At 70.2% G+C, this 23,868-nt stretch carries 21 protein-coding genes and 2 pseudogenes; 11 read left to right on the top strand and 12 right to left on the bottom strand.

The annotated features are described in order from the left end of the window. Positions 1-20 precede the first annotated feature (20 nt). Positions 21-1,688: a fumarate hydratase gene (locus tag ACF08W_RS29740; protein WP_352273345.1), complete on the bottom strand. Its 1,668-nt coding sequence runs from the start codon at positions 1,686-1,688 to the stop codon at positions 21-23. 231 nt (positions 1,689-1,919) lie between these two features. Here ACF08W_RS29740 and ACF08W_RS29735 point away from each other — a divergent pair, with 231 nt between their 5' ends. After that, positions 1,920-2,579, top strand: a complete 660-nt coding sequence (locus tag ACF08W_RS29735; RefSeq protein ID WP_385214224.1) for a DUF1707 domain-containing protein — start codon at positions 1,920-1,922, stop codon at positions 2,577-2,579. Between the two features lie 419 nt (positions 2,580-2,998). Then, entirely contained in the window at positions 2,999-3,382 is a 384-nt protein-coding gene (locus ACF08W_RS29730; RefSeq protein WP_366295475.1) for a WhiB family transcriptional regulator, read from the top strand. Between the two features lie 178 nt (positions 3,383-3,560). Here ACF08W_RS29730 and glpX read toward each other — a convergent pair whose 3' ends face one another. Then, complete coding sequence (glpX, locus tag ACF08W_RS29725; RefSeq protein WP_352273342.1) at positions 3,561-4,592, bottom strand: class II fructose-bisphosphatase; 1,032 nt, start codon at positions 4,590-4,592, stop codon at positions 3,561-3,563. A 154-nt stretch (positions 4,593-4,746) separates the two neighbouring features. On the opposite strand from glpX, the gene ACF08W_RS29720 reads away from it, so the two are divergent. Further along, on the top strand, positions 4,747-5,295 hold the full coding sequence (locus ACF08W_RS29720) for a DUF4245 domain-containing protein (RefSeq protein ID WP_352273341.1): 549 nt from the start codon (positions 4,747-4,749) through the stop codon (positions 5,293-5,295). Between the two features lie 124 nt (positions 5,296-5,419). On the opposite strand, the gene ACF08W_RS29715 is transcribed toward ACF08W_RS29720, so the two are convergent. The 4 genes from ACF08W_RS29715 to ACF08W_RS29700 form a co-directional block, all read right to left on the bottom strand. Next, positions 5,420-6,010 (bottom strand): malonic semialdehyde reductase, encoded by a 591-nt coding sequence (locus ACF08W_RS29715; protein WP_385214219.1) that lies wholly within the window; start codon positions 6,008-6,010, stop codon positions 5,420-5,422. Positions 6,011-6,134: 124 nt separating this feature from the next. After that, a complete protein-coding gene (locus tag ACF08W_RS29710; RefSeq protein ID WP_392281156.1) occupies positions 6,135-6,401 on the bottom strand; it encodes an exodeoxyribonuclease VII small subunit in 267 nt (88 codons plus the stop codon). A gap of 166 nt (positions 6,402-6,567) precedes the next feature. After that, entirely contained in the window at positions 6,568-7,779 is a 1,212-nt protein-coding gene (gene xseA, locus ACF08W_RS29705) for an exodeoxyribonuclease VII large subunit (protein WP_392281155.1), read from the bottom strand. Between the two features lie 175 nt (positions 7,780-7,954). After that, the gene (locus tag ACF08W_RS29700; protein WP_392281154.1) at positions 7,955-9,334 is read right to left on the bottom strand and encodes an APC family permease; all 1,380 of its coding nucleotides are present in this window, start codon (positions 9,332-9,334) and stop codon (positions 7,955-7,957) included. Between the two features lie 89 nt (positions 9,335-9,423). Here ACF08W_RS29700 and ACF08W_RS29695 point away from each other — a divergent pair, with 89 nt between their 5' ends. Both ACF08W_RS29695 and ppgK read left to right on the top strand, forming a co-directional pair. Beyond that, on the top strand, positions 9,424-10,413 hold the full coding sequence (locus tag ACF08W_RS29695; protein WP_352273336.1) for a 4-hydroxy-3-methylbut-2-enyl diphosphate reductase: 990 nt from the start codon (positions 9,424-9,426) through the stop codon (positions 10,411-10,413). 88 nt (positions 10,414-10,501) lie between these two features. Next, a complete protein-coding gene (gene ppgK / locus ACF08W_RS29690; RefSeq protein WP_385214210.1) occupies positions 10,502-11,242 on the top strand; it encodes a polyphosphate--glucose phosphotransferase in 741 nt (246 codons plus the stop codon). Positions 11,243-11,250: 8 nt separating this feature from the next. Here the strand turns inward: ppgK and ACF08W_RS29685 are convergent, their stop codons facing one another. Beyond that, a complete protein-coding gene (locus ACF08W_RS29685; protein ID WP_352273334.1) occupies positions 11,251-11,892 on the bottom strand; it encodes a DUF6542 domain-containing protein in 642 nt (213 codons plus the stop codon). Positions 11,893-12,123: 231 nt separating this feature from the next. Between ACF08W_RS29685 and ychF the strand changes: the two genes are divergently transcribed. Continuing rightward, entirely contained in the window at positions 12,124-13,212 is a 1,089-nt protein-coding gene (gene ychF, locus ACF08W_RS29680; protein WP_352273333.1) for a redox-regulated ATPase YchF, read from the top strand. A 107-nt stretch (positions 13,213-13,319) separates the two neighbouring features. Here the strand turns inward: ychF and ACF08W_RS29675 are convergent, their stop codons facing one another. Next, entirely contained in the window at positions 13,320-14,012 is a 693-nt protein-coding gene (locus ACF08W_RS29675) for a tyrosine-type recombinase/integrase (protein ID WP_392281153.1), read from the bottom strand. An 18-nt stretch (positions 14,013-14,030) separates the two neighbouring features. Here ACF08W_RS29675 and ACF08W_RS29670 point away from each other — a divergent pair. From ACF08W_RS29670 to ACF08W_RS29655, 4 genes and pseudogenes are all read left to right on the top strand, one after another. Beyond that, positions 14,031-14,393: pseudogene (locus ACF08W_RS29670) on the top strand (DUF3631 domain-containing protein); the annotation flags it as partial. A gap of 175 nt (positions 14,394-14,568) precedes the next feature. Further along, positions 14,569-15,279 carry a hypothetical protein gene (locus ACF08W_RS29665; RefSeq protein WP_392281152.1) on the top strand — a complete coding sequence of 237 codons (711 nt, stop codon included), beginning with the start codon at positions 14,569-14,571 and terminating at the stop codon, positions 15,277-15,279. After that, complete coding sequence (locus ACF08W_RS29660; RefSeq protein WP_392281151.1) at positions 15,269-16,966, top strand: relaxase/mobilization nuclease domain-containing protein; 1,698 nt, start codon at positions 15,269-15,271, stop codon at positions 16,964-16,966. The genes ACF08W_RS29665 and ACF08W_RS29660 overlap by 11 nt, the downstream gene beginning before the upstream one ends. A 324-nt stretch (positions 16,967-17,290) precedes the next feature. Further along, entirely contained in the window at positions 17,291-18,877 is a 1,587-nt protein-coding gene (locus ACF08W_RS29655; protein ID WP_392281150.1) for an endonuclease NucS domain-containing protein, read from the top strand. Positions 18,878-19,276: 399 nt separating this feature from the next. On the opposite strand, the gene ACF08W_RS29650 is transcribed toward ACF08W_RS29655, so the two are convergent. From ACF08W_RS29650 to ACF08W_RS29635, 4 genes are all read right to left on the bottom strand, one after another. Further along, positions 19,277-19,822 (bottom strand): HAD domain-containing protein, encoded by a 546-nt coding sequence (locus ACF08W_RS29650; RefSeq protein ID WP_392281149.1) that lies wholly within the window; start codon positions 19,820-19,822, stop codon positions 19,277-19,279. A gap of 32 nt (positions 19,823-19,854) precedes the next feature. Then, the gene (locus ACF08W_RS29645) at positions 19,855-20,547 is read right to left on the bottom strand and encodes a class I SAM-dependent methyltransferase (RefSeq protein ID WP_392281148.1); all 693 of its coding nucleotides are present in this window, start codon (positions 20,545-20,547) and stop codon (positions 19,855-19,857) included. Between the two features lies 1 nt (position 20,548). Beyond that, entirely contained in the window at positions 20,549-21,460 is a 912-nt protein-coding gene (locus ACF08W_RS29640; protein WP_392281147.1) for an aminoglycoside phosphotransferase family protein, read from the bottom strand. Positions 21,461-21,537: 77 nt separating this feature from the next. Further along, complete coding sequence (locus ACF08W_RS29635) at positions 21,538-22,287, bottom strand: hypothetical protein (RefSeq protein WP_392281146.1); 750 nt, start codon at positions 22,285-22,287, stop codon at positions 21,538-21,540. 224 nt (positions 22,288-22,511) lie between these two features. On the opposite strand from ACF08W_RS29635, the pseudogene ACF08W_RS29630 reads away from it, so the two are divergent. Continuing rightward, positions 22,512-23,868 (top strand): annotated as a pseudogene (locus ACF08W_RS29630) (tetratricopeptide repeat protein).

Raw genomic sequence — 23,868 nt, 5'->3', positions numbered from 1 at the left:
GGGGCCGACCGGCGTACGGATCAGGCGAGGCCCGGGCCGCGGACCGGGATGCTGGTGAACGTCGGGGCCGGGGCGGGCTCGGTGAAGAAGTCGTTGCCCTTGTCGTCGACGACGATGAACGCGGGGAAGTCCTCGACCTCGATCTTCCAGACCGCCTCCATGCCGAGCTCCTCGTACTCGACGACCTCGACCTTCTTGATGCAGTCCTGCGCGAGGCGCGCGGCCGGACCGCCGATCGAGCCCAGGTAGAAGCCGCCGTGCGCGTCGCACGCGTCGGTGACCTGCTTCGACCGGTTGCCCTTGGCCAGCATCACCTTGGAGCCGCCCGCCGCCTGGAACTGGGCGACGTAGCTGTCCATCCGGCCCGCCGTCGTCGGGCCGAAGGAACCGGAGGCGTACCCCTCGGGCGTCTTCGCCGGGCCCGCGTAGTAGACCGGGTGGTCCTTCAGGTACTGCGGCATCTCCTCGCCCGCGTCCAGCCGCTCCTTGATCTTGGCGTGCGCGATGTCGCGGGCCACGACCAGCGGACCGGTCAGCGAGAGCCGGGTCTTGACCGGGTACTTGGTCAGCTCGGCCAGCACCTCGTCCATCGGCCGGTTGAGGTCGATCTTCACGACGTCGCCCGACTCGTCCAGGTGCTCGTCGGTGGTGTCCGGCAGGAAGCGCGCCGGGTCCTTCTCCAGCTGCTCCAGGAAGACGCCCTCGGCGGTGATCTTCGCGACGGCCTGGCGGTCCGCCGAGCAGGACACCGCGATCGCCACCGGCAGCGAGGCGCCGTGCCGGGGGAGCCGGACCACGCGCACGTCGTGGCAGAAGTACTTGCCGCCGAACTGGGCGCCGATGCCGATCTTCTGCGTCAGCTCGAAGACCTTCTCCTCCAGCTCCTTGTCCCGGAAGCCGTGACCGGTGGGGGAGCCCTCGGCGGGCAGCTCGTCCAGGTAGTGCGCGGAGGCGTACTTCGCGGTCTTCAGCGCGAACTCGGCCGACGTACCGCCGACGACGATCGCCAGGTGGTACGGCGGGCAGGCGGCCGTACCCAGCGAACGGATCTTCTCCTCCAGGAACTTCATCATGGAGGCCTCGTTCAGTACGGCCTTCGTCTCCTGGAAGAGGAACGACTTGTTGGCCGAGCCGCCGCCCTTCGCCATGAAGAGGAACTTGTACGCGCCGCCGTCGGTGGCGTACAGCTCGATCTGCGCGGGGAGGTTCGAGCCGGTGTTCTTCTCCTCCCACATGGTGAGCGGGGCCATCTGCGAGTAGCGGAGGTTGAGCTTGGTGTACGCGTCGAAGATGCCGTGCGACAGGGCCTCCTCGTCACCGCCCTCGGTCAGCACGTTCTGGCCGCGCTTGCCCATCACGATCGCGGTGCCGGTGTCCTGGCACATCGGCAGCACGCCGGCCGCGGCGATGTTCGCGTTCTTCAGGAGGTCGAGCGCGACGAACTTGTCGTTGGACGACGCCTCGGGGTCGTCCACGATCCGCCGCAGCTGCGCCAGGTGGGCGGGGCGCAGGTAGTGCGAGATGTCGTGCATGGCCTCGGCGGCCAGGGTGCGCAGCGCCTCCGGGGCGACCTTGAGGAACGTACGGCCGTCGGCCTCGAAGGTGGAGACACCCTCGGAGGTCACCAGGCGGTACGGCGTGGTGTCCTCTCCCAGCGGGAGCAGATCGGAGTACGCAAACTCTGGCATTACGGCCATTCCTCACTCGGCAGACGGTGGCTGACCTCCCTCGGGCAGCGCATCCACCAGGGTAGAGCGCCGCGGGCGGGGCGAAGCTGTGAGGTAAGGCTCAGTCGCCGGATGTGCCCCGTGCGTCCGGGGTGGCGGGTGTGCCGGACGGGGCGGTGGACACGGCTGGTCCGGCACGCCGGGCGACCCGCACCCTAGTCGCGATCTATCGCGTTTGGGTAGGCTGGTCCGGTGGACCTAGAGAAGCAGCCTCAGCAGCCGGTGGCGCCGGTCGGCATCCGTGCCTCCGACGCGGACCGGGACCGGATCGCGGACATCCTGCGGGAAGCCATGGCCGAGGGCCGGCTCACCGCCGACGAGCACGCCGAGCGGGTCGACGCCGTCTACCGGGCCAAGACCGTCGGGGAACTGGAACCGCTGGTGCGGGACCTGCCGGGCGCCCCGGGCGCGGTCCGCTCCGCCGTGCCCGCCGCCCCCGGCACGCAGGAGGCGCAGGGGCCCGAGGGTCCGGCCGACAACCTGGTGGCGATCTTCAGCGGATCGACCCGCAAGGGCCGCTGGCGGGTCGGCGCCCGGACGAACGCCTTCGCGCTCTTCGGCAGCGTGGAGATCGATCTGACCGAGGCACTTTTCGGTCAGAGACTGACGGTCATCAATGCGACGTCCGTCTTCGGGAGCGTCGACATCAGGGTTCCCGAGAACATCTCGCTGCGCGGCGGTGGTGCGGGCGTCTTCGGTAATTTCGAGGTCGCCACGCTGGAATCCGGCGACCCCGAGGCGCCGGTCGTCGTCATCAACGGATATTCCGTGTTCGGCAGCGTCGAGGCGAAGCCCAAGCGCGGCAAGTTCATCGCGGATCTCCAGGACCGGCTGCGCAAGCGCCTCGGCTGACCGGTCGTACCGGCATCCGCGTCGGAGCTGGTCCGCGACGGTACGAGGGGGCGCGCCGGGCGGCTCTCGGTGGCTCCCCGGGGGTTCGCCCCGCCTTCTTCCGGCGGTCCCGGAATGCCGTGGCGAACTCCCGCGAGGGCTTTCGGCGGGCCCAGGGCGTTCCCGGGCGGGCCTTCCGGACCTCCGTGGGACTTCTCGAACCCGCGTGAATCTCCGTGAATCCCCATGGGTTCCGGTGGGTCCCCGCGAATCTTCGCGAATGTTTGCGAACCTTCGTCAAACTTCGAGAACAAGCCAATTCCCGGGGCGCCGCAATTCGACCCCGGGTGCGGGGCGCCACTCAGTGCATGGGCGTGCGCACAGGGGGTAGGGAATGCTGCATCGTCTCTCGCTCGCGAAGCCGTCGTCAGGAGTGGACCGTGCTGCAACTGCCGCATCAGCCCCTGCAGGTAGCCGCCGTGCCTGCCCAGCGCGCCCCCGCGCGGGAGGACCAGGCCGGCCCCTGGCACTCGGAGGCGGTGTGCCGCCGGGACGAGGCCGGGCTGTTCTTCGCCCCGTCGAAGGAGCCGACGGCCGCCAGACTCGCGCGTGAGGAGTCCGCCAAGCGGGTCTGCGCGCGCTGCCCCGTGATGATCGAGTGCCAGGAGCACGCGCTCATACAGCCGGAGCCCTACGGGGTCTGGGGCGGGCTCACCGCCGCCGAGCGCCGTGTGGTGCTCGCCCGGCGCAGACGGCGCGAGATGGAGCTCAAGGCGTCGTCGGCGTCGGCCGGGGCCACGGGCCGGATCGCCGCGGCCGGCTGACCGCCCGACCGGGCCGCGCGCACGCCGCCGCGGTCCGGCCTCCGCGCGCACCGGCCCGACGACGGCCCGGTGGCGCGGCCACCCACGCGAAGAGGCGCCCCCACCGCACACGGGGGGCGCCTCTTCGCGTGGCCGTGCCCGGGGACCCGCTCCGGAGAGGCGTCCTCGAGGGCGGCTCCTACTGCGCGCGGTCGAAGCCGACGGCGCTGTAGGCGCGCAGCTTCGAGAGCCGGTGCGTGGAGTCGATCCGCCGAATCGTGCCGGACTTGGAGCGCATCACGATGGACTCGGTGGTGGCCGTCTCCGCCCGGTACCGCACCCCGCGCATCAGCTCGCCGTCGGTGATGCCGGTCGCGGCGAAGAACACGTTGTCGCCGCTGACCAGGTCGTTGGTGGACAGCACCCGGTCCAGGTCGTGCCCGGCGTCCAGGGCGCGCTGCCGCTCGGCCTCGTCCTTCGGCCAGAGCTTGCCCTGGATGACGCCGCCGAGGCACTTTATGGCGCAGGCCGAGATGATGCCCTCGGGCGTGCCGCCGATGCCCATCAGCAGGTCGACGCCGGTGCCCTCGCGGGCCGCCATGATCGAGCCCGCGACGTCGCCGTCGGAGATGAACTTGATGCGGGCGCCGGTCTCGCGGATCTCCTTGACGATGCCCTCGTGGCGCGGGCGGTCGAGCACGACGACCGTGACGTCCTCGGGGGCGGAGTTCTTCGCCCGGGCGACCCGGCGGATGTTCACCGAGACGGGGGCGTTGATGTCGACGAAGTCGGCGGCCTCGGGGCCGGTGACCAGCTTGTCCATGTAGAAGACGGCCGAGGGGTCGAACATGGCGCCGCGGTCGGCGGCGGCCAGCACGGCGATCGCGTTCGGCATGCCCTTGGCGTTCAGGGTGGTGCCGTCGATCGGGTCCACGGCGATGTCGACCTCGGGGCCGGTACCGTCGCCGACGCGCTCGCCGTTGAACAGCATGGGGGCTTCGTCCTTCTCGCCCTCGCCGATGACGACGACGCCGTTCATCGAGACGGTGGAGACGAGGGTCCGCATGGCCTTCACGGCGGCGCCGTCCGCGCCGATCTTGTCGCCGCGGCCCACCCAGCGCCCGGCCGCCATGGCGGCGGCCTCGGTGACCCTGACCAGCTCCAGGGCGAGGTTGCGGTCGGGGGCCTCGGGGGAGACCTCCAGCGGAGACGGCAGATGATGCTCGGGCATCGGAGCGCACCTTTCTGTACGGCGACGACCGGAAGAGGGTGCTGTGACTCTATCGTCAGGTCGACAAAATGAGCAGACCGGGTCACTTTTGAGCGCTCGTTGTCGGCCGCCGCCCCCCGCTCGAGTCCGCCGGGCGCAATGCGACCATGGGTCCGTGGCTAGCAAGCGAGGCAAGCAGACGGCGCGGGACATGTTCCTGTCGATGGCGGTCATCACCGCCGTCGCGGGCAGTGTCTACATCTTCATTCCGCAGGACAAGAACGCCGATCCGGTCCCGGCCGTCGACTACCGGGTGGAGCTCCTGACGGCGCGGCGCGCGGCGCCGTACCCGGTGGCCGCCCCGGACGGGCTGACCGGCGGCTGGAAGGCCACCTCGGTCAGCTACGACCGCAAGGCGGGCAACAGCTGGCACCTGGGCTTCCTCGACCCGGACGGCAAGTACGTCGCCGTGGAGCAGTCCACCTCCCCGGCGAAGCGGTACGTCACCGAGGTCAGCCAGAAGGCCGCGGACACCGGCCGTACGCGCCAGGTCGCGGGCGAGGCGTGGCAGCACTGGGAGGGCGACAAGTACGACGCCCTCGTGCGCCAGGACAAGGGCTCGACCACGGTGGTCACGGGCTCGGCGTCGACGGAGCGGCTGGCGGAGATGGCCGCCGCGCTGAAGACCGCCGCCCCGTCCCCCACGCCCTCCCCGTCCTCCTGACGGCTCCCGCCCGCGCGGCGCGCGGGCGTACGCGACGAGGCCCCGGAGCGTGCGTCGCTCCGGGGCCTCGTCGCGCTGCGGGCGGTCGACGACCACCCGGACGGCCGTGCGGCCGGGGGGCGGCTCAGACGGTCGTGATGACCTCGTCGTAGGAGAGGCGCGGCAGGCGCGGGAACCAGGCGTCCTCGCCCGGCTTGCCGATGTTGACGACCATCAGCAGGCTGTGGTCGCCGTCCAGGAACTCCTTCTCGATGCCCGCGGCGTCGAAGCCGGTCATCGGGCCCGCGGCCAGGCCGGCGGCGCGGACGCCGATGATGAAGTACGCGGCCTGCAGGGCGCCGTTCAGCGCGGCGGACGACTCGCGGACCGGGCGCTCGGAGAAGAACGCGTCCTTGGCCTGCGGGAAGTGCGGCAGCAGGGCCGGGAGCTCCTCGTGGAACTCGTTGTCGGTGGCCAGGATCGCGACCAGCGGGGCGGTCGAGGTCTTGGCCTGGTTGCCCTCGGCCATGTGGCTCACCAGGCGGGCGCGGGCGTCCTCGGAGCGGACCAGGACGACGCGCAGCGGCGACTGGTTGAATGCGGTGGGCCCGAACTTGACCAGGTCGTAGATCGCCTGGACCTGCTCGTCCGTCACCGGCTCGTCGGAGAAGGTGTTGGCGGTGCGGGCCTCGCGGAAGAGGAGGTCCTGGGCGGTGGGGTCAAGAGCGAGGGACATCGTGCGTATTACCTTCCGGACGTACACGGGGGTCGAGCGACTCGGCCACCGTAACGGAGAGGTAGGTTAATTTTCAACTAAACCGTGGGTGGGGGTGACCCGCTCCACAGGGAGCCGCGCGGATTCAGCCGTTGCCGCCGCTTTGCTCCTCGTCCTCCCGGCTCCCGGCCTCCGGTCCCGCCAGGGCCGCGTCCAGCTTGGCCCGGGCGCCCTCCAGCCAGTGCCGGCACACCTGGGCCAGCTCCTCGCCGCGCTCCCAGAGCGCCAGCGACTCCTCCAGCGTCGTACCGCCCGTCTCCAGGCGGCGCACCACCTCGATCAGCTCGTCACGGGCCTGCTCGTAGCCGAGCGTGCCGGTGGCACCGGCCTCCGCGGCCGTCTCGTCCGTCATCTTCTCCACCTCGTGTCTCGGTCCTCTGCCGCTTGTCCGGAACGTTCCGCCCGTTGTCCGGCACGTTCCGCCCGCTGTCCGGCACGTTCCGCCCGGCGGGCACCGGCGCACCGGTCCCTCGTCACTCGCCCGTACGCCGACCGGTCCGCCGTCATTCGCCCATCCGTCACTCGCCCACCCGTACGGCGAACTCGCCGCCCGAGACCCGCGCCCGGAGCACCTCGCCGGGCTCCCCGGCCTCCTCGGGGTCCCGCACCACATGGCCGTCCGCCCGCTGGAGCACCGCGTAACCCCGCTCCAGCGTCGCCGCCGGGGACAGGGCCACCACCCGCGCCCGGGTGTGGGCCAGCTCCGAATCCGCCCGGTCCAGCAGATGGCCCAGCACCCGGCGGCTGCGCCCGGCCAGCGCGTCGATCTCCGCCGCGCGCTCGTCCACCATCCGCTGCGGACGCTCCATCGACGGCCGGGCCAGCGCGTGCGCCAGGCCCCGCTCCTCGCGGTCCAGCAGCCCGCGCACCGAGCGCAGCGCCCGCTCGCGGAGCTGCCGTACCCGGTCCAGCTCCTCGCCCACGTCCGGGACGACCTTCTTCGCCGCGTCCGTCGGTGTGGAGGCGCGGACGTCCGCCACCAGGTCCAGCAGCGGCGAGTCGGGCTCGTGGCCGATCGCCGACACCACCGGCGTACGGCACTCGGCCACCGCCCGGACCAGCTCCTCGTCCGAGAACGGCAGCAGGTCCTCCACGCTGCCGCCGCCGCGCGCCACCACGATCACATCGACCTCGTCCAGCCCGTCCAGCTCGCGCACCGCCCGGACCACCTGGCTCACCGCGTGCACCCCCTGCACGGCCGTGTTGCGGACCTCGAAGCGGACCGCGGGCCACCGCCGCCGGGCGTTCTCCAGCACGTCCCGCTCGGCCGCCGACGCCCGCCCGCAGACCAGGCCGATCAGCTGCGGCAGGAACGGCAGCGGCTTCTTCCGGTCGGCCGCGAAGATCCCCTCGGCGGCCAGCGACTTCCGCAGCGCCTCCAGGCGGACCAGCAGTTCGCCGATGCCGACCGGCCGTATCTCCGTGGCCCGCAGCGACAGCTGCCCCCGGGGCGCGTACCACTCCGGCTTGGCCAGGACGACGACCCGCGCCCCCTCCGACACCACGTCCGCGATCCGGTCGAAGACCTGACGGAAGCACGTCACGCTCACCGAGATGTCCTGCGAGGGGTCGCGCAGCGTCAGGAAGACCACCCCGGCGCCCGGCCGCCGCGAGAGCTGCGTGATCTGCCCCTCGACCCAGACCGTGCCGAGCCGGTCGATCCAGCCGCCGATGAGCCGCGACACATCACCTACGGGCAGCGGAGCTTCCGCCGACGTGTGGAGAGCCATGCGGGCGAGCGTAACCGCCCCCACCGACAACCGGCCCTCCACACCACCGCGCGACTGCGTCACTGCGCGACTGCGCCGCCGGACCGCTGCGGCATCGCCGCGCCACTGCGCCGCGGGCGGACCGCCACCGCACCACCGCGCGACTGCGTCACCGCGCCGCGCCGCCGGGCGTGCCCTACCGCCCCGCCCGTCGCCCCCGCTGCGCGGCCAGCACCACCAGCCCCACCGCCAACCAGCACACCCCCACCACCTGGGCGCTCCCGGTCGCCTCCACGATCACCGCGATCAGCACCCCCGCCCCCACCACCGGCACCAGCACATGCCGCCACCAGCTCGGCGGCCCCGCCATCCGGCGTACGACGAACCAGCCGACCACCGACGCGTGCAGCAGCACGAACGCCGTCAGCGCACCGATGTCGACGACCGACACCAGATGGTCCAGCCCGTCGGCCCGCCGGGCCGCCCACACCGCGGCGACCAGCGTCACCACCGCCGCCAGCAGGATCGCGAGCCGCGGCACCCCGGACCCCGCGTCCACCTTCGCCAGCACCCGGGGCAGCCGCCGCTCCCGGGCCATCGCGAACAGCAGCCGCCCCGCGGCCGCCTGCCCGGCCAGCGCCGCGAACGCCGCCCCGATCGCCTTGCTCACCGCCACCAGATCGTGCAGCCAGCCGCCGACCGACACGTCCACCGTGTCGTAGAACGCCGACCCCTGCGCGGCCGGATCGGCGGCCAGTTCCGCCGAGGTCATCGGTTCCAGCAGCGCCGCCAGATACGCCTGCGCCACGAACAGCACCCCCGTCAGCACCAGGCAGAACAGCAGCGCCCGCGCCACCTTCGCCGACCCCCCGGACACCTCCTCCGCGAACGTCGCGATGGCGTCGAACCCCAGGTACGACAGGACCGCCACCGACACCGCCCCCAGCACCGCCGCCATGGAGAACCCGGAATCACCCGTGAACGGCGACAGCCAGCCTCGCTGCGCCCCGTCCCGGACGAGCACCACCACCGCCGACACCAGGAACACCGCCAGCACCACGATCTCCATCGCGAGCACCGCGAACCCCACCCGGGCGGCGGCCCGCACCCCCCACAGATTGAGCAGCGTGGTGACGACGACGGCCAGCGCCGTCCACACCCACCGCGACACCGACGGCACCAGCGCGTTCAGCGCGATCCCGGAGAAGAGGTACGCGACCGCCGGGATCAGCAGGTAGTCGAGCATCGCCATCCACCCGGCCACGAACCCCGGCCCCTCGCCGAGCCCCTTGCGCGCGTACGCGAAGACCGAACCGGCCAGCGGCGCCACCCGCACCATCTGCGCGTAGCTGAACGCCGTGAACGCCATCACCACCGTCGCCGCGACGTACACCAGCGCGACCGCGCCGTCCGACTTCGCGTCCAGCGTCCCGAACACCCCGACCGGGGCCATCGGCGCGATGAACAGCAGCCCGTAGACCACCAGGTCCCGGAAGCCGAGTGTCCGCCGCAGCCGCCCGGCCTCCTGGTGCGCCCCCGAGTCCCCGTCGTCGACCCCGGTGGCGGCGTCCGGCATGGGACCTCCCAGATCAGGTACGGATCAAGGCCCAGTCTCACCACCGGCCCGCTCCTCCGCGATCCCGACGCCGCCGACCGGGCCGTACGATGGGCCGCATGACTGCTACGACCTCCCGCCGCGTCCTGCTCGCCGCCCCCCGTGGCTACTGCGCGGGCGTGGACCGCGCCGTGATCGCCGTGGAGAAGGCCCTGGAGCAGTACGGCGCCCCGGTGTACGTACGCCACGAGATCGTCCACAACAAGTACGTCGTGCAGACCCTGGAGAAGAAGGGCGCGATCTTCGTCGAGGAGACGGCGGAGGTCCCCGAGGGCTCGATCGTGATGTTCTCCGCGCACGGCGTCGCGCCGACCGTGCACCAGGAGGCCGCCGAGCGGAAGCTCGCCACGATCGACGCGACCTGCCCGCTGGTCACCAAGGTCCACAAGGAAGCGGTCCGCTTCGCCCAGGAGGACTTCGACATCCTGCTGATCGGCCACGAGGGCCACGAGGAGGTCATCGGCACCTCCGGCGAGGCCCCCGACCACATCACGCTGGTCGACGGCCCCGAGGACGTCGCCGGTGTCGAGGTCCGCGACCCCTCCAAGGTCGTCTGGCTCTCCCAGACCACGCTCTCCGTCGACGAGACGATGGAGACGGTCGGCGCCCTCAAGGAGAAGTTCCCGCTCCTGGTCTCGCCGCCCAGCGACGACATCTGCTACGCCACGCAGAACCGCCAGATCGCGGTGAAGCAGATGGGTGAGGACGCCGATCTGGTGATCGTCGTCGGCTCCAAGAACTCCTCCAACTCGGTCCGCCTGGTCGAGGTCGCCCTCGGCGCCGGGGCGAACGACGCCCACCTGGTCGACTTCGCCGAGGAGATCGACGAGGCGTGGCTGGACGGCGTCTCCACGGTCGGCGTCACCTCCGGCGCCTCCGTGCCCGAGGTGCTGGTCGACGGGGTCCTGGCCTGGCTGGCCGAGCGCGGTTTCGAGGACGTGGAGATCGTGAAGGCGGCCGAGGAGTCCATCACCTTCTCGCTGCCCAAGGAGCTCCGCCGCGACCTGCGCGCCGAGGCCGCGGCCCTCACGGAGCAGTAGCCCCGGATGCCGCCCGGATGCCGCCCGCCGCAGGGCGGCATCCCGTTCCGGGGAGTGGGCGGGGCCGCCTGCCCGTACCGTGGATCGTATGCAGATCTTCGGCGTGGACATCGGCGGATCCGGGATCAAGGGCGCACCCGTGGACCTGGCCCGCGGAGACCTGGCGCAGGAGCGCCACAAGGTACTGACACCGCGACCGGCCACCCCCAAGGACGTGGTCGAGTGCGTGGCCGAGGTCGTCGGCCACTTCGACTGGTCGGGCCCGGTCGGCGTCACCTTCCCGGGCGTCGTCACCGACGGGGTCACCCGTACCGCCGCCAACGTCGACAAGAGCTGGATCGACATGGACGCCCGCGCCCTGATCGGTGACCGGCTCGGTCTCCCGGTCACCGTGCTGAACGACGCGGACGCGGCCGGCGTCGCCGAGATGACCTTCGGCGCCGGCCGCGACCGCAAGGGCACCGTGATCATGCTGACGCTCGGTACGGGCATCGGCAGCGCCCTCTTCGTCGACGGCGGCCTCGTCCCCAACACCGAGCTCGGCCACCTGGAGCTGAACGGCCACGACGCGGAGAAGCACGCCTCCACCAAGGCCAAGGAGGACGAGGACCTCAGCTGGCACCACTGGGCGCACCGGCTGCAGAAGTACCTGGCCCACGTGGAGATGTTGTTCTCGCCCGACCTCTTCATCATCGGCGGCGGCGTCAGCCGCAAGGCCGCCAAGTTCCTGCCCCTGATCGAGCACGTACGCGCCGAGATGGTGCCCGCGGAACTCCAGAACAACGCCGGGATCGTGGGCGCGGCCATGGCGGCCGGGAGCGCTGCCTGAGGCAGGGCCTACGAGGCGTCCTCCCGCCGGCGCGGGCGGCGCGGACCCCCCTGCGGGGCGCGCGCCGCCCCCGCGGTCCGGGGGGCCACCGCCGTACGGCGCCGGCGCTGACGCATCTGCCGCACCTTCCGTACCGTCGTGATGACACCGGCGACGAGCGTTCCGCCGTACAACCACCCGGCGTGCACGGCGAGCGCGGTGACGACCGCCATGATCCGGCCGCCGAGCCCGCCGGAGCCCCCGGAGATCGGCACGATCCCGACGGCGAACGCGATCGGAACGATGATCGGCGCCGTCACCAGGTCCGCAGGCCGGACCCAGAGCGCGGTCAGCGCGCAGACCGGCAGGAACAGCACCCCGAACACCGCCGGCGACCCGTCCAGGGCCACCAGGTCCAGACAGGCCAGGACGAACATGGTGACCGCGGCGAACAGCCCGGCCCCGATACCGGTCAGCCGGGGATTGGGCAGTCTGCGCAGCGCGAGCACCACGGGCGGCACCGGACGCCTCCGGCCCGTCGGCGGGCGCACCGCCCGGTAGACGGTCGCGGCCTCCTCGATGGTGCCCTGCGGGGACAGCGGGGCCTGAGGCGGCTGAGGTGACTGAGGCGCCTGCCTGCGCTGCGGGGGACGTGTCCTGTGCTGCTCCACCGGGACAACGTAGGGTGCCGGGCGCCGTGAAGCGGGTACGGGACACGCCCTTTGGGCGAGCCGGACGATGAGTTCGATGCCACACGGCCGAACGGGAACCGGCCCGGCCGCCCGGACCCCTCCCCGACCGGACCCGTGGGTACCCGCTTGCCCCCGCCCGTAAACTGGAGAATCGGCCCACCCAGGGCCCCGCTCTCCGCCCACCGCCTCACTCCTCAGGAAGTCGCCAACGTGTCGCTCACGATCGGAATCGTCGGTCTGCCGAATGTCGGCAAGTCGACCCTGTTCAACGCCCTGACCAAGAACGACGTGCTGGCGGCCAACTACCCGTTCGCCACGATCGAGCCGAACGTGGGCGTCGTCGGCGTCCCGGACCCGCGCCTGAACAAGCTCGCCGAGATCTTCGGCTCCCAGCGGCTGCTCCCCGCCACGGTCGACTTCGTCGACATCGCGGGCATCGTCCGCGGCGCCTCGGAGGGCGAGGGCCTGGGCAACAAGTTCCTCGCGAACATCCGCGAGTCCGACGCGATCTGCCAGGTCATCCGCGCCTTCAAGGACGAGAACGTCGTCCACGTCGACGGCAAGGTCTCGCCCAAGGACGACATCGAGACGATCAACACCGAGCTGATCCTCGCCGACCTCCAGTCCGTGGAGAAGGCCGTCCCGCGCCTGACCAAGGAGTCCCGCCTCCAGAAGGAGAAGGTCGCCGTCCTCGCCGCGGTCGAGGAGGCCCAGAAGATCCTGGAGTCCGGCCAGACCCTCTTCGCCGCCGGTATCACCGCGGGCACCGAGAAGGGCAAGCTCCTCCACGAGCTGCACCTCCTGACCACCAAGCCGTTCCTCTACGTCTTCAACGTCGACGAGGACGAACTGGTCGACGAGGACTTCAAGAACGAGCAGCGCGCCCTGGTCGCCCCCGCCGAGGCGATCTTCCTCAACGCCAAGATCGAGTCCGAGCTGATCGAGCTCGACGACGACGAGGCCCTGGAACTCCTCCAGTCCATGGGCCAGGAGGAGCCGGGCCTGGCCACCCTCGGCCGCGTCGGCTTCGACACCCTGGGCCTCCAGACCTACCTCACGGCAGGCCCGAAGGAAGCCCGCGCCTGGACGATCAAGAAGGGCGCCACCGCCCCCGAGGCCGCCGGTGTGATCCACACCGACTTCCAGAAGGGCTTCATCAAGGCGGAGATCATCTCCTTCGAGGACCTGATCGAAACCGGCTCCGTCGCCGAGGCCCGCGCCAAGGGCAAGGCCCGCATGGAGGGCAAGGACTACGTGATGCAGGACGGGGACGTGGTGGAGTTCCGCTTCAACGTCTGATCCGTTCGGCGAAAGGCCGTCCGACCTGCGACGAAGCGGGTTGGGCGGCCTTTGTGGTCCGCACAGAGTCCGCAGTGTGCTGACTTCGGTCAGTGCGCGGGGAGCGGCTACGCCGCTTCGTCGACCTGTGACTGGGTGTCGGCGGACTGGTCCGCGTACGCCTTGTCGACGGCGGCCCGGGTCCGCTCCTCGGAGTCGGGCCACAGGTGGGTGTAGATGTTCAGCGTCATGGCCGCGTTGGTGTGGCCGAGACGCTCGGAGACCGTCTTCACGGACTCGCCGTGCTTGATCAGCAGGCTGGCGTAGTGGTGCCGGAGGGCGTGGGGTCCGGTGCCCTTCGGTATGCCGGCCTTCGCGCAGGCGGGCCGCCAGGACCCGTCCATGAAGTGCGTGTAGACCACGGGTCCGCCTTGCGGCGCCGTGAAGATCCAGCCCTCGGGCCCATCGGCGGGGAAGTCCCGCAGGTGGGCCTTCATCGCATCCACCGCCATGCGGGGGAGCGGGACCGTGCGGTGCGAACGAGCGGTCTTGGGCGGGCAGACGTACACGCCGTGCTTGGCGGTCTGCTGGATCTGCTGCTCGACCGAGACTGTCGCGTGCAGCAGGTCCATGTGCCGGAGCTGGAGACCGAAGAGCTCGCCGGGGCGGAGCCCGGTGGCCGCTCCGAGCAGCACGAGGCCCTTGTAGCGGGCGGGCATCTCCTCGGACAGCGTCCGCACCTGCTCGACGGCCAGCGGCACGACCTTCTTCCGGGGTACCGAGGGCAGTTTCGCCTCGGCGCACGGGTTGTGAGGGATCATCCGGTCACGGACAAGGAGGGTCACAAGGAGGCTCTGCGGAGCCAGGACCTGCTTGCCGCGCTCGTCCAGGACGCCGAGGCACCGTGGGCCGAGTACGGCACCAAGGGCCTGAACGCCTACCACCTGGCCAGCCTGCTGCGCGACTTCGGCATCAGCCCGGCCAACCACCGCTTCGAAAACGGCAGGCAGGCCAAGGCGTACGCCCGCAACCAGTTCCTCGACGCCTGGGCCCGCTACTGCCCCGACCCTGCCCAACCGGTACCCACAGCCGACGAGGTCGCGCTCGCACGGCCAACCCATGGCAAGCCGCCCGCCCCTCCGTCCGGGACGCTGCCCATCGGCCCGCCCGGCGGGCCTGCTGGCCCCAAGCCCACTCGCTGACACCAGCTCCGTATCACTCCGTCGCATCCGTCCCCGCGCAGGTCAGTGCGGGGACGGAGTTCCTTGCCGATACGGATCACTCCGTACCTGCGACCGTCTCCGTACCTGCTCTGACCAGCTACGGGACGGATGCAACGGACGTGACGAAGCCCCACACGACTACCGGAGCACCACCATGCCCGAAACGAACACTGACAACGCCCCCATCCGTCGCCGCAAGGGATTCTTCGGCCTGACCCGCCGATCAGCAGCAAGCTGGAGCGAACGAGCCTCTAACGAGGCTTCGTCCGCGCTTGCCCCCGCCCCAGGGGCGGCGGCGGAGAAGGCCGAGCGCCAGGGGGCGCCCGAGCCGGAGGAGGGTGTAGCCGAGACCGGCTGCCCGCCCGCAGCCGACTCCGTCGCCCCGTGCACTCAGCCGCCGGCCGATGTTCAACCGCCCGGCGAGCAGCCCTCCTGGCGGGATCTCGATGCCCCCGTCCTGCCCGCGCTGATGAACCGCAAGCGCACCGTGGAGAAGCGCGACCAGGAGAAGACCATCCGCTTCACGCGGACTGCGGTCCGCGTGATCAGCGCCGCCGCTCACCAGCGCGGTCAGAAGTTCGCCGGATTCGTCGGGGACGCCGCCCTGGCCGTCGCTCTGGGCAAGGCGGGGCTGGTCGGCAGCCCGGAGGACGATCCTCTCCGCCCGTTGATTGAGGCCGTCGAGGCACACACAGTCGCGCTGAACCGCATCGGCGGCAACCTCAACCAGATCACCGCAGCCATCCACCGAGGAACGGTGCCCGAGCGTGCCGAGGCGGTGCTGGACCGCGTTGAGCAAGCGGCCGAGAGCAGCTACCGGCTGATCGACCAGCTCCTGGCGGAAGGCACCGCGCATGGTTCCTGACGTCTCCACCGGCTCCGACACCCGTGGGCTGATCGTCTACCTCTTCGGCCCCGGCCGCCGCGACGAGCACACCGACCCTCATATCGTCGCCGCCTGGGACATGGCCGGCGCCCCCGACCCCGGCCGCGACCCGGCAGCCACCTACTCCCAGCTCGCCAAGCGCCTCGACACCCACGTCGACCTGCGCACCCGCGAGCTGGGCGGCAAGAAACCACCTCAGCATGTCTGGCACTGCCCGGTCCGCACCGCGCCTGGAGACCGCTACCTCACCGACACCGAGTGGGCCGAGGTCGCCCGCCGCATCGTGGCCGCCGCTGGCATCGCCCCCGAAGGCGACGACAAGGCATGCCGTTGGATCGCGGTACGCCACGCCGACGACCACATCCACATCATGGCCACCACCGTCCGCGCCGACGGACGCCGCCCGCGCACCCACCGCGACGGACAGCGGGCCCAAGCCGAGTGCCGCAAGATCGAAGCCGAGTTCGGCCTGCGCCGCCTGAAGTCCGGCGACCTCACCGCGCCCCGCACCCCCACCGGCGCCGAACGCGCCAAGGCCGAGCGCCAGGGGCAGACGGTCACGGCACGGCAGTGGCTGCGAGAGCAGGCGTACGCGGTCGCCGCCGCCGTACACAACGAAGCCGACTACTTCACCGTGCTGCAGTCCCTCGGCATCAAGGTCAAGACACGACTCGGCCCCGAGACCGGCGACATCATCGGCTACAGCCTCGCCGCACCCGGCGACACCAACGCGGCCAGCGAACCCGTCTGGTACGGCGGCTCCAAACTCGCCCCCGACCTCTCCATCAACCGCCTACGCGAACGCCTCCCCGACCAGGAGATGGCAGACTGCCCCCGGCATGTGGCGGAGCCCGCCGACCCATGGCGGCACACCACCACCGCCATACACACGGCGCACACCGTCCTCGACTCTGATGACGATGCCACCACCCAGGGCCACCTCGACGCCTTCGGCGACGCCCTGTACAACATCGCCAGCGCCACGACCGGCCCTCACCGGGCAGAACTGCGGGCAGCGGCGATGGCGTTCAACCGCGCCCGCCGCTCCGCCACCCGCGCCGACCACCAGGCCGCCACCGCCCTGCGCAAGGCTGCCAAGGAACTCGCCTACGCCTCCAACCAGCCGGGCGGACTCGCCATCGCCCTGCTCTTCGCCACCGTGCACCTGGCGCGCGCCGCCGCCAAGTGGCACGAGCAGCACGGCCACGAACAGCAGGCCGCTGCAGCCGAAGAAGCCTTCCGCCACCTTCAGGTGGGCTACCAGCAGGCCGCCACACCCGTCCTGGCGGACCTGGCCCGCCGTGCACCACGAGCCGCAACCGCCCACCGCTTCGAGCAGGACGTTCGTGCGGCCCTCCTCGACCACGCCGACCGGATCCTCGCCGACCCCACTTGGACCGCCCTGACCACCACCCTCGCCCACGCCGAAACCGCCGGCCACAACCCCCGGCACCTCCTGGCCACGGTCGGCACCCTGCGGGAACTCGACAGTGCCGAGCGCCCCGCCGAGGTCCTCAACTGGCGCATCACCGCTCAGCCGAACAGGCGGACGCAAGCGGCTCGCAGGCGAAGTACGGTCAGCGGCACGTCGTCCATGTCCGCCACACCAATCCCACCGGCCACACCAGTGGGCACGAGGCCCGAAGAGCACAGTCGACACCGCTGACCCGGCCGGATGCCCCCGCCACGCATCGTGGCGGGGCACCGGGTCGAGTTCAATGGCAAGCTTCATGATGGTGCTGTCCTCTGCGGCCCGCACGATGATCGCCGCGGCCGTAGCCGCCCGGCAGCCCCAACGTCGTGATCACCACTGCTCGGGCTACGCGCGAGCTCACCCACGGGGCGAACCTCCCGTCAGACGCTTGTGAACCTGGCTTCGTTGAGCTGAGGTCGAGAACGGGTCAGGATTGTCAGACCGATCATCTACTGTCAAAACCTGATCAGTTCTCAACTGACCTGCTGTACCGGAGACTTGTATGAGGTGTGCGACGTGGATGTTCCGTACGAGGCACGACTGCGCGACATGCTGGCCGACCTCCTGCCGCTCATCGAGCCGAGTCTTCGGTTGATTGGCACGGAGTACCCGCTGCCCAATGCTCATGGAACACGCGGGCGTATAGACATCCTGGCCCGAGACGGCCACGGGTCGTGGGTGGTGATCGAATTGAAGCGATCCGACTCGACCTCGGCCCGCGCCCTTCATGAGGTCACGAAGTACGCCGAGCTGTTGCAGCAGGAGTTGGGGCTCCGCAAGGACCGCATCCGCGCGATGATTGTCTCCACCACTTGGCACGAACTGCGCGTCCCGGTGAGCAACATGGCGAGAGACTGGTCCCACGATCTCCGCGGGTACCAACTCACATTGGACGACAACGGCGTTCCTGTGCGCGCGGACCAGGTGGAATTTCTCGAAGCGGCGGTACCGCCGCGGGTCACCCCACATCACTTCATCTACTTCTACAACTCCCCGGAGGAGCGATCGAAAGGCTGGAACGAAATTCTGGCCACATCCGCCGAGGCGGGAGCGCATGATCTCCTCGCGGCGGACTTCCGGCGCATCTCACAGAAAGACCTTGTGGTCGCACCGTACGGCCTCTATTTCGCAATCGGGCGTCTGGACCCCGATGAAGCGCCAGCATGGCTCGATGGCAATGAGACGGATTCGTACGAGGAAACTGGGGGGTATCCCCTAGAGTACTCGGCCCTTTGTCATATCGCCCGGAATGTCTTCGCAGCTGGCTATGATACGGCCCGCCCCGGCGTGCTCCGGCATCTGGCGGAGAACCCGCACTGGGAGATTGAGGGCTATAGGGCGGCAGGTGAATTCGAGAAGCGTACTTCGCTGGACGAGCGAGATCTTCTCCGCGACCTGAACGGTGACGAAGAGGGAATCGGCGAAGTCCTCTACACAGGCTCCGCGCGTACCACGGATCGTGGAAGATGGCCGGCTTTCCGGGAGGAGAGCAGGATGTGCTTTGCGGGGAATCCCGATTGGGAGAGGCTCGTGGGACGGTGGCTGGACGACGTCTCGGCTAATGCCGTAGAGCGGGATGTCATGCTCCACGTGTACAACCCCTGCGACCTGATTCGATCCCTGGTGCACGGGTGGCCTGACAAGCTCTCAAACCTTGTTCCGATGGCCTTTGGAACGGCGCTTACCCAGGATGGCGTCAACCGCACGATCCATGGCTCGCTCTATTGGGACGGCATTCCGCACACCAATGTGACTGACCGAGTAAGGTTGGTTTATCGAGATGCTATGCACTGGCAGGCCCACCGACTCATGGATGCGGCCTGGGTCACCGATCTTGATCTCCTTAACCTTCTCGGTCTTCGTTACGTACTCATCGAGCAGATTGGGGGAAATCCATTGAACATCTCCGAGGCGCGCGAACTCCGACTCCACTTCGTAAAGGACGCGGACCTCTGCACACTACCGATCCCCTGTGAGGGGTCGCAGCTGCGCGACGCTGGCTGGAACGGCGCCTACTCGCTCGATACATTCCTGGAAAAGTACAGAGATCAGTTCGATGCAATGATTTCGACATATCGATCCGGATTCCATTTCGCGCCCTGATGTTCCACAGTGATCGGCCAGCGGGTCACTTCGCGCGATCACTAGAATCCGGAGGTCATGGGGTCAATCCCCTGGACAGTTGATAGATGCCAACAAATTGCTGGTCGAGAGCAATATCGACGAGTAATTTTCGTTGGCGAGTCAATAGAAGATCGATCCCAACGGCGCAAGTCCCCACTATGGAACGCCGAAGCCGCCGCCACCACTCCGCCGCACGCGGCTATGCCCTCGGCCACCCTGGATGCAGTCGGCGTTCGCTGCCTCCGCCATCAGCGGCGCCGATGAAAATCCCTATCACACTGCCATCTCGTTCAGAATGCCGAACGGTGCCCAGTCGCAGGCAGCGCCCACAGTGCACCCTGATGCCCTCGCTGCTCGTGGCAGCGAGGGCATCAGTCGTCAGGTGGTGTGGGCTGCGGGCAACTGCGAGGCCCACGTCGTGACCTCGGTCAGGTGCTCGGGCTGCAGCCCGAGGTGCGGCTCGGGCTGAATGAGGATGGTCGCTGTTCCCTTCGCAGTGCGCTCCACCGCCCATTCATGGTCGAGACCGGTGAAGTCGTCATCGATCCAGACGGCGGGGGCGTCGCCCAGCCAGGCGTCGACGTGATCGCGCTTCCACAGGTAGCCGTTGGGGTGGCTGGTGGTGATCTGCGGACGTGGGAGATCGATGTACGGCAGCGTCGGGAGGCCCAGGAGGGGCCCAATGAGGGTGGTGGCGTCCTGGCGCCAGCTCGTGCACCAGACCGGGGTGACCAAGCCGGTGCGGACGACGTCCATGAGCAGGCGGCCGTGGTCGGGGTTGAGCCAGACCGTGACCGGGTTGTCGGCGCTGCGGCCGGCGGGGACGACGTCGTGGCGAGTGTGTGTGGCTGGGGTGGTCCCATCCTCGTCGGGGAAGGGTATGAGGACGCCGTCGACGTCGAGGAGCAGGTACGGCGGGCGCATTGGTCCTCCAGGGGCCGGAGAGAAGGCGGCGGTCAGAGCTTGCGAGCGCGGATCAGCATGGTGGTGGGCCAGTGGCCCATGCGGGCGTCGTGGAATTCCTGTGCCGAGGTGAGCCAGAAGCCCGCCCTGCTGAGGTGCTTCTCCCAGCGGTCCGTGGAGAACTCCCAGCGGGCGATGGGTAGGCGGGTTCGATCGGGAAGAGTGACGTGGTCGCGGCGGGGCCGGTCGTCGCCCGAGGGGCTTCGGCCGCCGCGCTGCGGGTGAGGGACAGAGAAGACGAGCACCCGGCCAGGCGTGAGGCGCTGGGCCACGGCCGGCAACAGGAGCTCGGGGGCGACGAGGCCGACGGCGCCGAATACGGAGTAGATCGCGTCGAACTGCTCGTCGGACGCGTACAGGTAGTGCAGGGCGTGGCCGGCGACGAAGGTGAGGTTGTTCAGCCGTCCGTAGTGCGAGCGGGCCCGGCGGACCTGGAGGCCGACCAGGTCGACGCCGGTGACGCGGGCTCCGTGGCGGGTGGCGAGGTGGGAGGCGTTGTGGCCGGGGCCGCAGCCGAGTTCCAGGAGTCGCTTGCCGCGCAGGTCGGAGCCGAGGATCTCGGCTCCGGGACCTTGGCCGGGTCTCGTGGCCCATTCCATCCGGGCGGGTACGGAGAGGGGTTCGGCGAGTCCGGTGGCGGTGCGCTGGAGGGCGTGGGCGTGCCAGGGGGATGCCTGGGCGAGCACGTCAGATCTCCAGGAGGTGGAGGACGTCGGTGAGGTGGCGGCGGACGGCCTTGATGTAGGCGGGGTCGGTGGCCGGGTCGTTGATCCAGCGGATGGACTGCTCCATGAACCACTCGACGGCCCACATGCGGTGCCAGCCCAGGGCCCAGTTTTCGGCGGTGAGCCCGCCGCGTGGGGCGAGGGCGTCGGGGGTGCCGCCGGCGGTGACGTACTGCTCCAGGAAGACGCGCAAGCGCACGGGGTGCGGGGGCTCGATGGTGCCGTGCCAGCTGGCGAGGTCGAGCAGGCCGGGGCCGGTGAAGGCGCGGGCGAAGTCGAGCAGTCGCCAGCCGCGCTCGCCGATGTGAAGGCTGGTGGGGTGGAACTCCGAGTGCACCCAGCCGAACGGTTCCAGCATCGCTCCGGCCGAGCGGGCCTCGGCTGCCTGGACGATACGGTCGAGCGAGTCCTCGACGTCGTCGGCGTCCTGCCACCGATCGGCCTTGCGCAGCTGTTCGAGGTGTTCCAGCGCCCGGGCCGGGAGCGTGCGCAGCCGGTCCTGGTCGAGGACGGGCAAGGGCGGAGCCGTACGGGTGCCGTGCAGGATCACGGCCGCGGTGACGCCGTCGAGGTCGTCGGCCTCGCGGACGGACGGTCCGAGGTCCTCCATGAGCATGCCGAGCCATCCGTCCAGGACGGCGGAGGCGTGGACCTGGGGCACGGGTACGCCGAGGGTGTGGGCCAGGCGGAGGGCCTGGTCCTCGCTGTCGAATGGCTTCTTGGCGTACTTGAAGATCGCCGTGGAGCCGTCGGGGAAGGCCACGCGCTCGACGCCGGACATGGACCACACGCGCACCTCCTCCCGTACGGCGGTGGTCTGGCCGGTCGCGGTGAGCAGGTTGTCGAGGAGTTCGGCGCTGGGGTTCGTGGTCACAGGAGGGCTCCGGGGAGATGGTGGCGTCCGGGGCGGGCGAAGGATGCCGGCCCGCCCCGGAGCCTGATCGGGTGGGGTTACGCGGCGGGGTTCACGCGGTGGGCGTAGACCTGCTCGATCCAGCCCGCCTTGAAGGCCGCGAGGGCGTCGCGGAAGTTCGCCATCGAGGCACCGAAGGGCGCGACCACGCCGCCGGACTGGTCCGGCACGGACTGGCAGCCGTGCACGAGCCGGCCGCCGAGCGCGGCGTGGGCCTTGATGGACTCGATCCGGCGGTGCTCGTTGAACCAGCCGCCGTGGTAGACCTCGTCGAGCATCCCGCCCATCTCGTCGTCCAGGTCGAAGACGACAGAGGTGGCGGCGGGGAAGAACCAGCACGGGCCGACGTTGGAGATGTGTCCGTCGAGCTCGACCTTGTTGAGCGCCATGAGCGTGGCGGCCTCGCGCAGCATCCGCAGGTGCTCGGCAGTGATCTGCGGCAGGCCGAGGCCGGCCAGGTGCTCGTAGCGGAAGAGGTACGCGTACACCTCGTACGCGGTAGCCAGGACGCGGGCCGCGTCGGACGTGGACTCGGCGTGCTGCTTGATGAAGTCGAGCGCGAGCTGCTCGACTGCGCTCTCGGTCGTCTCGTCCACGTCCAGGAGCTGGGACTTGACCAGCTCCCAGTCGGCGACGAGCCAGGTGTTCGACTCGAAGCGGAAGAAGTACTCGGCCGGGTCGATCGTGATGCGTCGGCCGTCGACCTGGATGCCGGGCAGGCGGCTCCAGCGCGGGTCGAACGCCTCGGGCAGCTCGACCGTGATGGTCGTGGTGTCGATGGTGGTCAACGTGTCTCCGTCTCTGATTGGCCGGGTTCGGGCACAGGAATGCCCGAGCCTTGTGTGGGCGTACGGAACTTCGGGGTGCCGCCCGGACCAAGGGGGAGCCGTGGATCACGGTCGCGCCGTTCCGGGCGGCTGCTGATAAGTGAACCCGTGGTCACGCTCAGTGGGTACGGTGGAAGGCAGTTGAAGCGGTATACGCGGTTTACAGCTCCAGGGCGGAGGCGATCGTGGCGGCGCAGAGAGACCCCAATTCCCGTCTGCGCGACGTCATCGCGGCGGTCGACTGCACCTACGAGGCCCTCGCCCGAGACGTGCGACGTATCGCCGCAGAGAACGGCGAGATCCTCCAGACCAACAAGTCGGCTATCTCGCACTGGGTGAACGGCACCCCGTGCCCCGTCGGGCCGAGTAGGCCAGTACCTCGCCGAAGCGTTGTCCCGTCGAGCGGGGCGCACGATCACCCAGACCGAGATCGGCCTCCAGGCCAGCGATGACGAAGCGCCGGCGGAATCCGACCCTGTCCTCGCGGCTACCGACCTGGGCCGGGCCGACGTCGAGCGCCGCCGCTTCCTCGCCATCGCGGCCTTCACCACCGCCGGCGTCGCCATGCCGCTCGGCTACGACCACGAAGCCACCGCCCGCATGCTCCGCGCCCGCACCGGCACGTCCCTGGTCGGCGCGGAGGACGTGGACGTCGTACGCCACATCACAGCGGCCTTCAGTGCGGCAGACGAGCGCCTCGGCGGCGGGCACGGCCTGACCACCGTCACCGCGTACCTCGCCGACACCGCCGCCCCCATGCTGCGCGGACGCTTCCCCAACGAAGCCTTACGCCGGGCCGCCTTTGGAGCCGTCGCCGAACTCGCCTACCTCGCAGGGTGGAAGCACCACGACCTCGGCCAGGAAGGCGCCGCCCAGCGCTACTACCAGGTCGGCTACAAGCTCGCCTGCGAAGCCGACCCCCACGGCCACGCCGCCTGGATGATGCGCGCCCTCGCCCACCAAGCCCTAAGCCTCAAGCAGCCTCACCACTGCGTTGACCTCGTCGAAGGCGCCCTGCGCGCAGGTCTCGGCCACGTCGACGGTCAGACCGAGGCGCTCCTCCACATCACCCACGCCCGCGCCTACGCCGCCACCGACGAGAACCCGTCAGCCGCACGCGCCCTGCTCGCCGCCGAGGACGCCCTCCTACGGGACGACGGCCCCCAGCCTAGCTACTCCCGCGTCAGTGGCCCCGCCGCCGGCACCGTGGCCAGCCACACCGCCCGCACCCTGACCGATCTCGCCGACCACATCGGTACCGAGCAGCAGCACCGCGACGCCCTCACCCGCTGGGACCCCGAGAAGTACAAGCGGGTCCACGCGCTCACCCACGCCGACCTCGGCGACAGCCTCGCTGCCCAGGCACGCGCCGACGAGGCCGTCGCCGCCTGGACCCAGGCCCTGGTCACTATGGAGGGCATGACCTCCGACCGAACCCGCAAGGCGATCACCTCAATCCGCTCCACGCTCGCGGTCTACCAGCGCCGCCGCGTTCCTGGTGCCGCCGATCTCGCCCGCCGCACCCGCGAGGCCCTCGCCTAA

This window comes from Streptomyces sp. NPDC015144 (genome assembly GCF_043079735.1).
Lineage (GTDB): Bacteria > Actinomycetota > Actinomycetes > Streptomycetales > Streptomycetaceae > Streptomyces.
The sequence above is the reverse complement of the archived record's forward strand: the minus strand, read 5'-3'. Positions and strand labels throughout refer to the sequence as shown.

Bases quoted from the DNA above. Each gene is read 5' to 3' on its own strand.
- ACF08W_RS29695 (WP_352273336.1), top strand. From the start codon at position 9,424: ATGGGCCGCATGACTGCTACGACCTCCCGCCGCGTCCTGCTCGCCGCC.
- ACF08W_RS29660 (WP_392281151.1), top strand. From the start codon at position 15,269: ATGGTTCCTGACGTCTCCACCGGCTCCGACACCCGTGGGCTGATCGTC.
- ACF08W_RS29665 (WP_392281152.1), top strand. From the start codon at position 14,569: ATGCCCGAAACGAACACTGACAACGCCCCCATCCGTCGCCGCAAGGGA.
- ACF08W_RS29740 (WP_352273345.1), bottom strand. From the start codon at position 1,688: ATGCCAGAGTTTGCGTACTCCGATCTGCTCCCGCTGGGAGAGGACACC.
- ACF08W_RS29700 (WP_392281154.1), bottom strand. From the start codon at position 9,334: ATGCCGGACGCCGCCACCGGGGTCGACGACGGGGACTCGGGGGCGCAC.
- glpX (WP_352273342.1), bottom strand. From the start codon at position 4,592: ATGCCCGAGCATCATCTGCCGTCTCCGCTGGAGGTCTCCCCCGAGGCC.
- xseA (WP_392281155.1), bottom strand. From the start codon at position 7,779: ATGGCTCTCCACACGTCGGCGGAAGCTCCGCTGCCCGTAGGTGATGTG.
- ACF08W_RS29675 (WP_392281153.1), bottom strand. From the start codon at position 14,012: ATGATCCCTCACAACCCGTGCGCCGAGGCGAAACTGCCCTCGGTACCC.
- ppgK (WP_385214210.1), top strand. From the start codon at position 10,502: ATGCAGATCTTCGGCGTGGACATCGGCGGATCCGGGATCAAGGGCGCA.
- ACF08W_RS29710 (WP_392281156.1), bottom strand. From the start codon at position 6,401: ATGACGGACGAGACGGCCGCGGAGGCCGGTGCCACCGGCACGCTCGGC.
- ACF08W_RS29715 (WP_385214219.1), bottom strand. From the start codon at position 6,010: ATGTCCCTCGCTCTTGACCCCACCGCCCAGGACCTCCTCTTCCGCGAG.
- ACF08W_RS29650 (WP_392281149.1), bottom strand. From the start codon at position 19,822: ATGCGCCCGCCGTACCTGCTCCTCGACGTCGACGGCGTCCTCATACCC.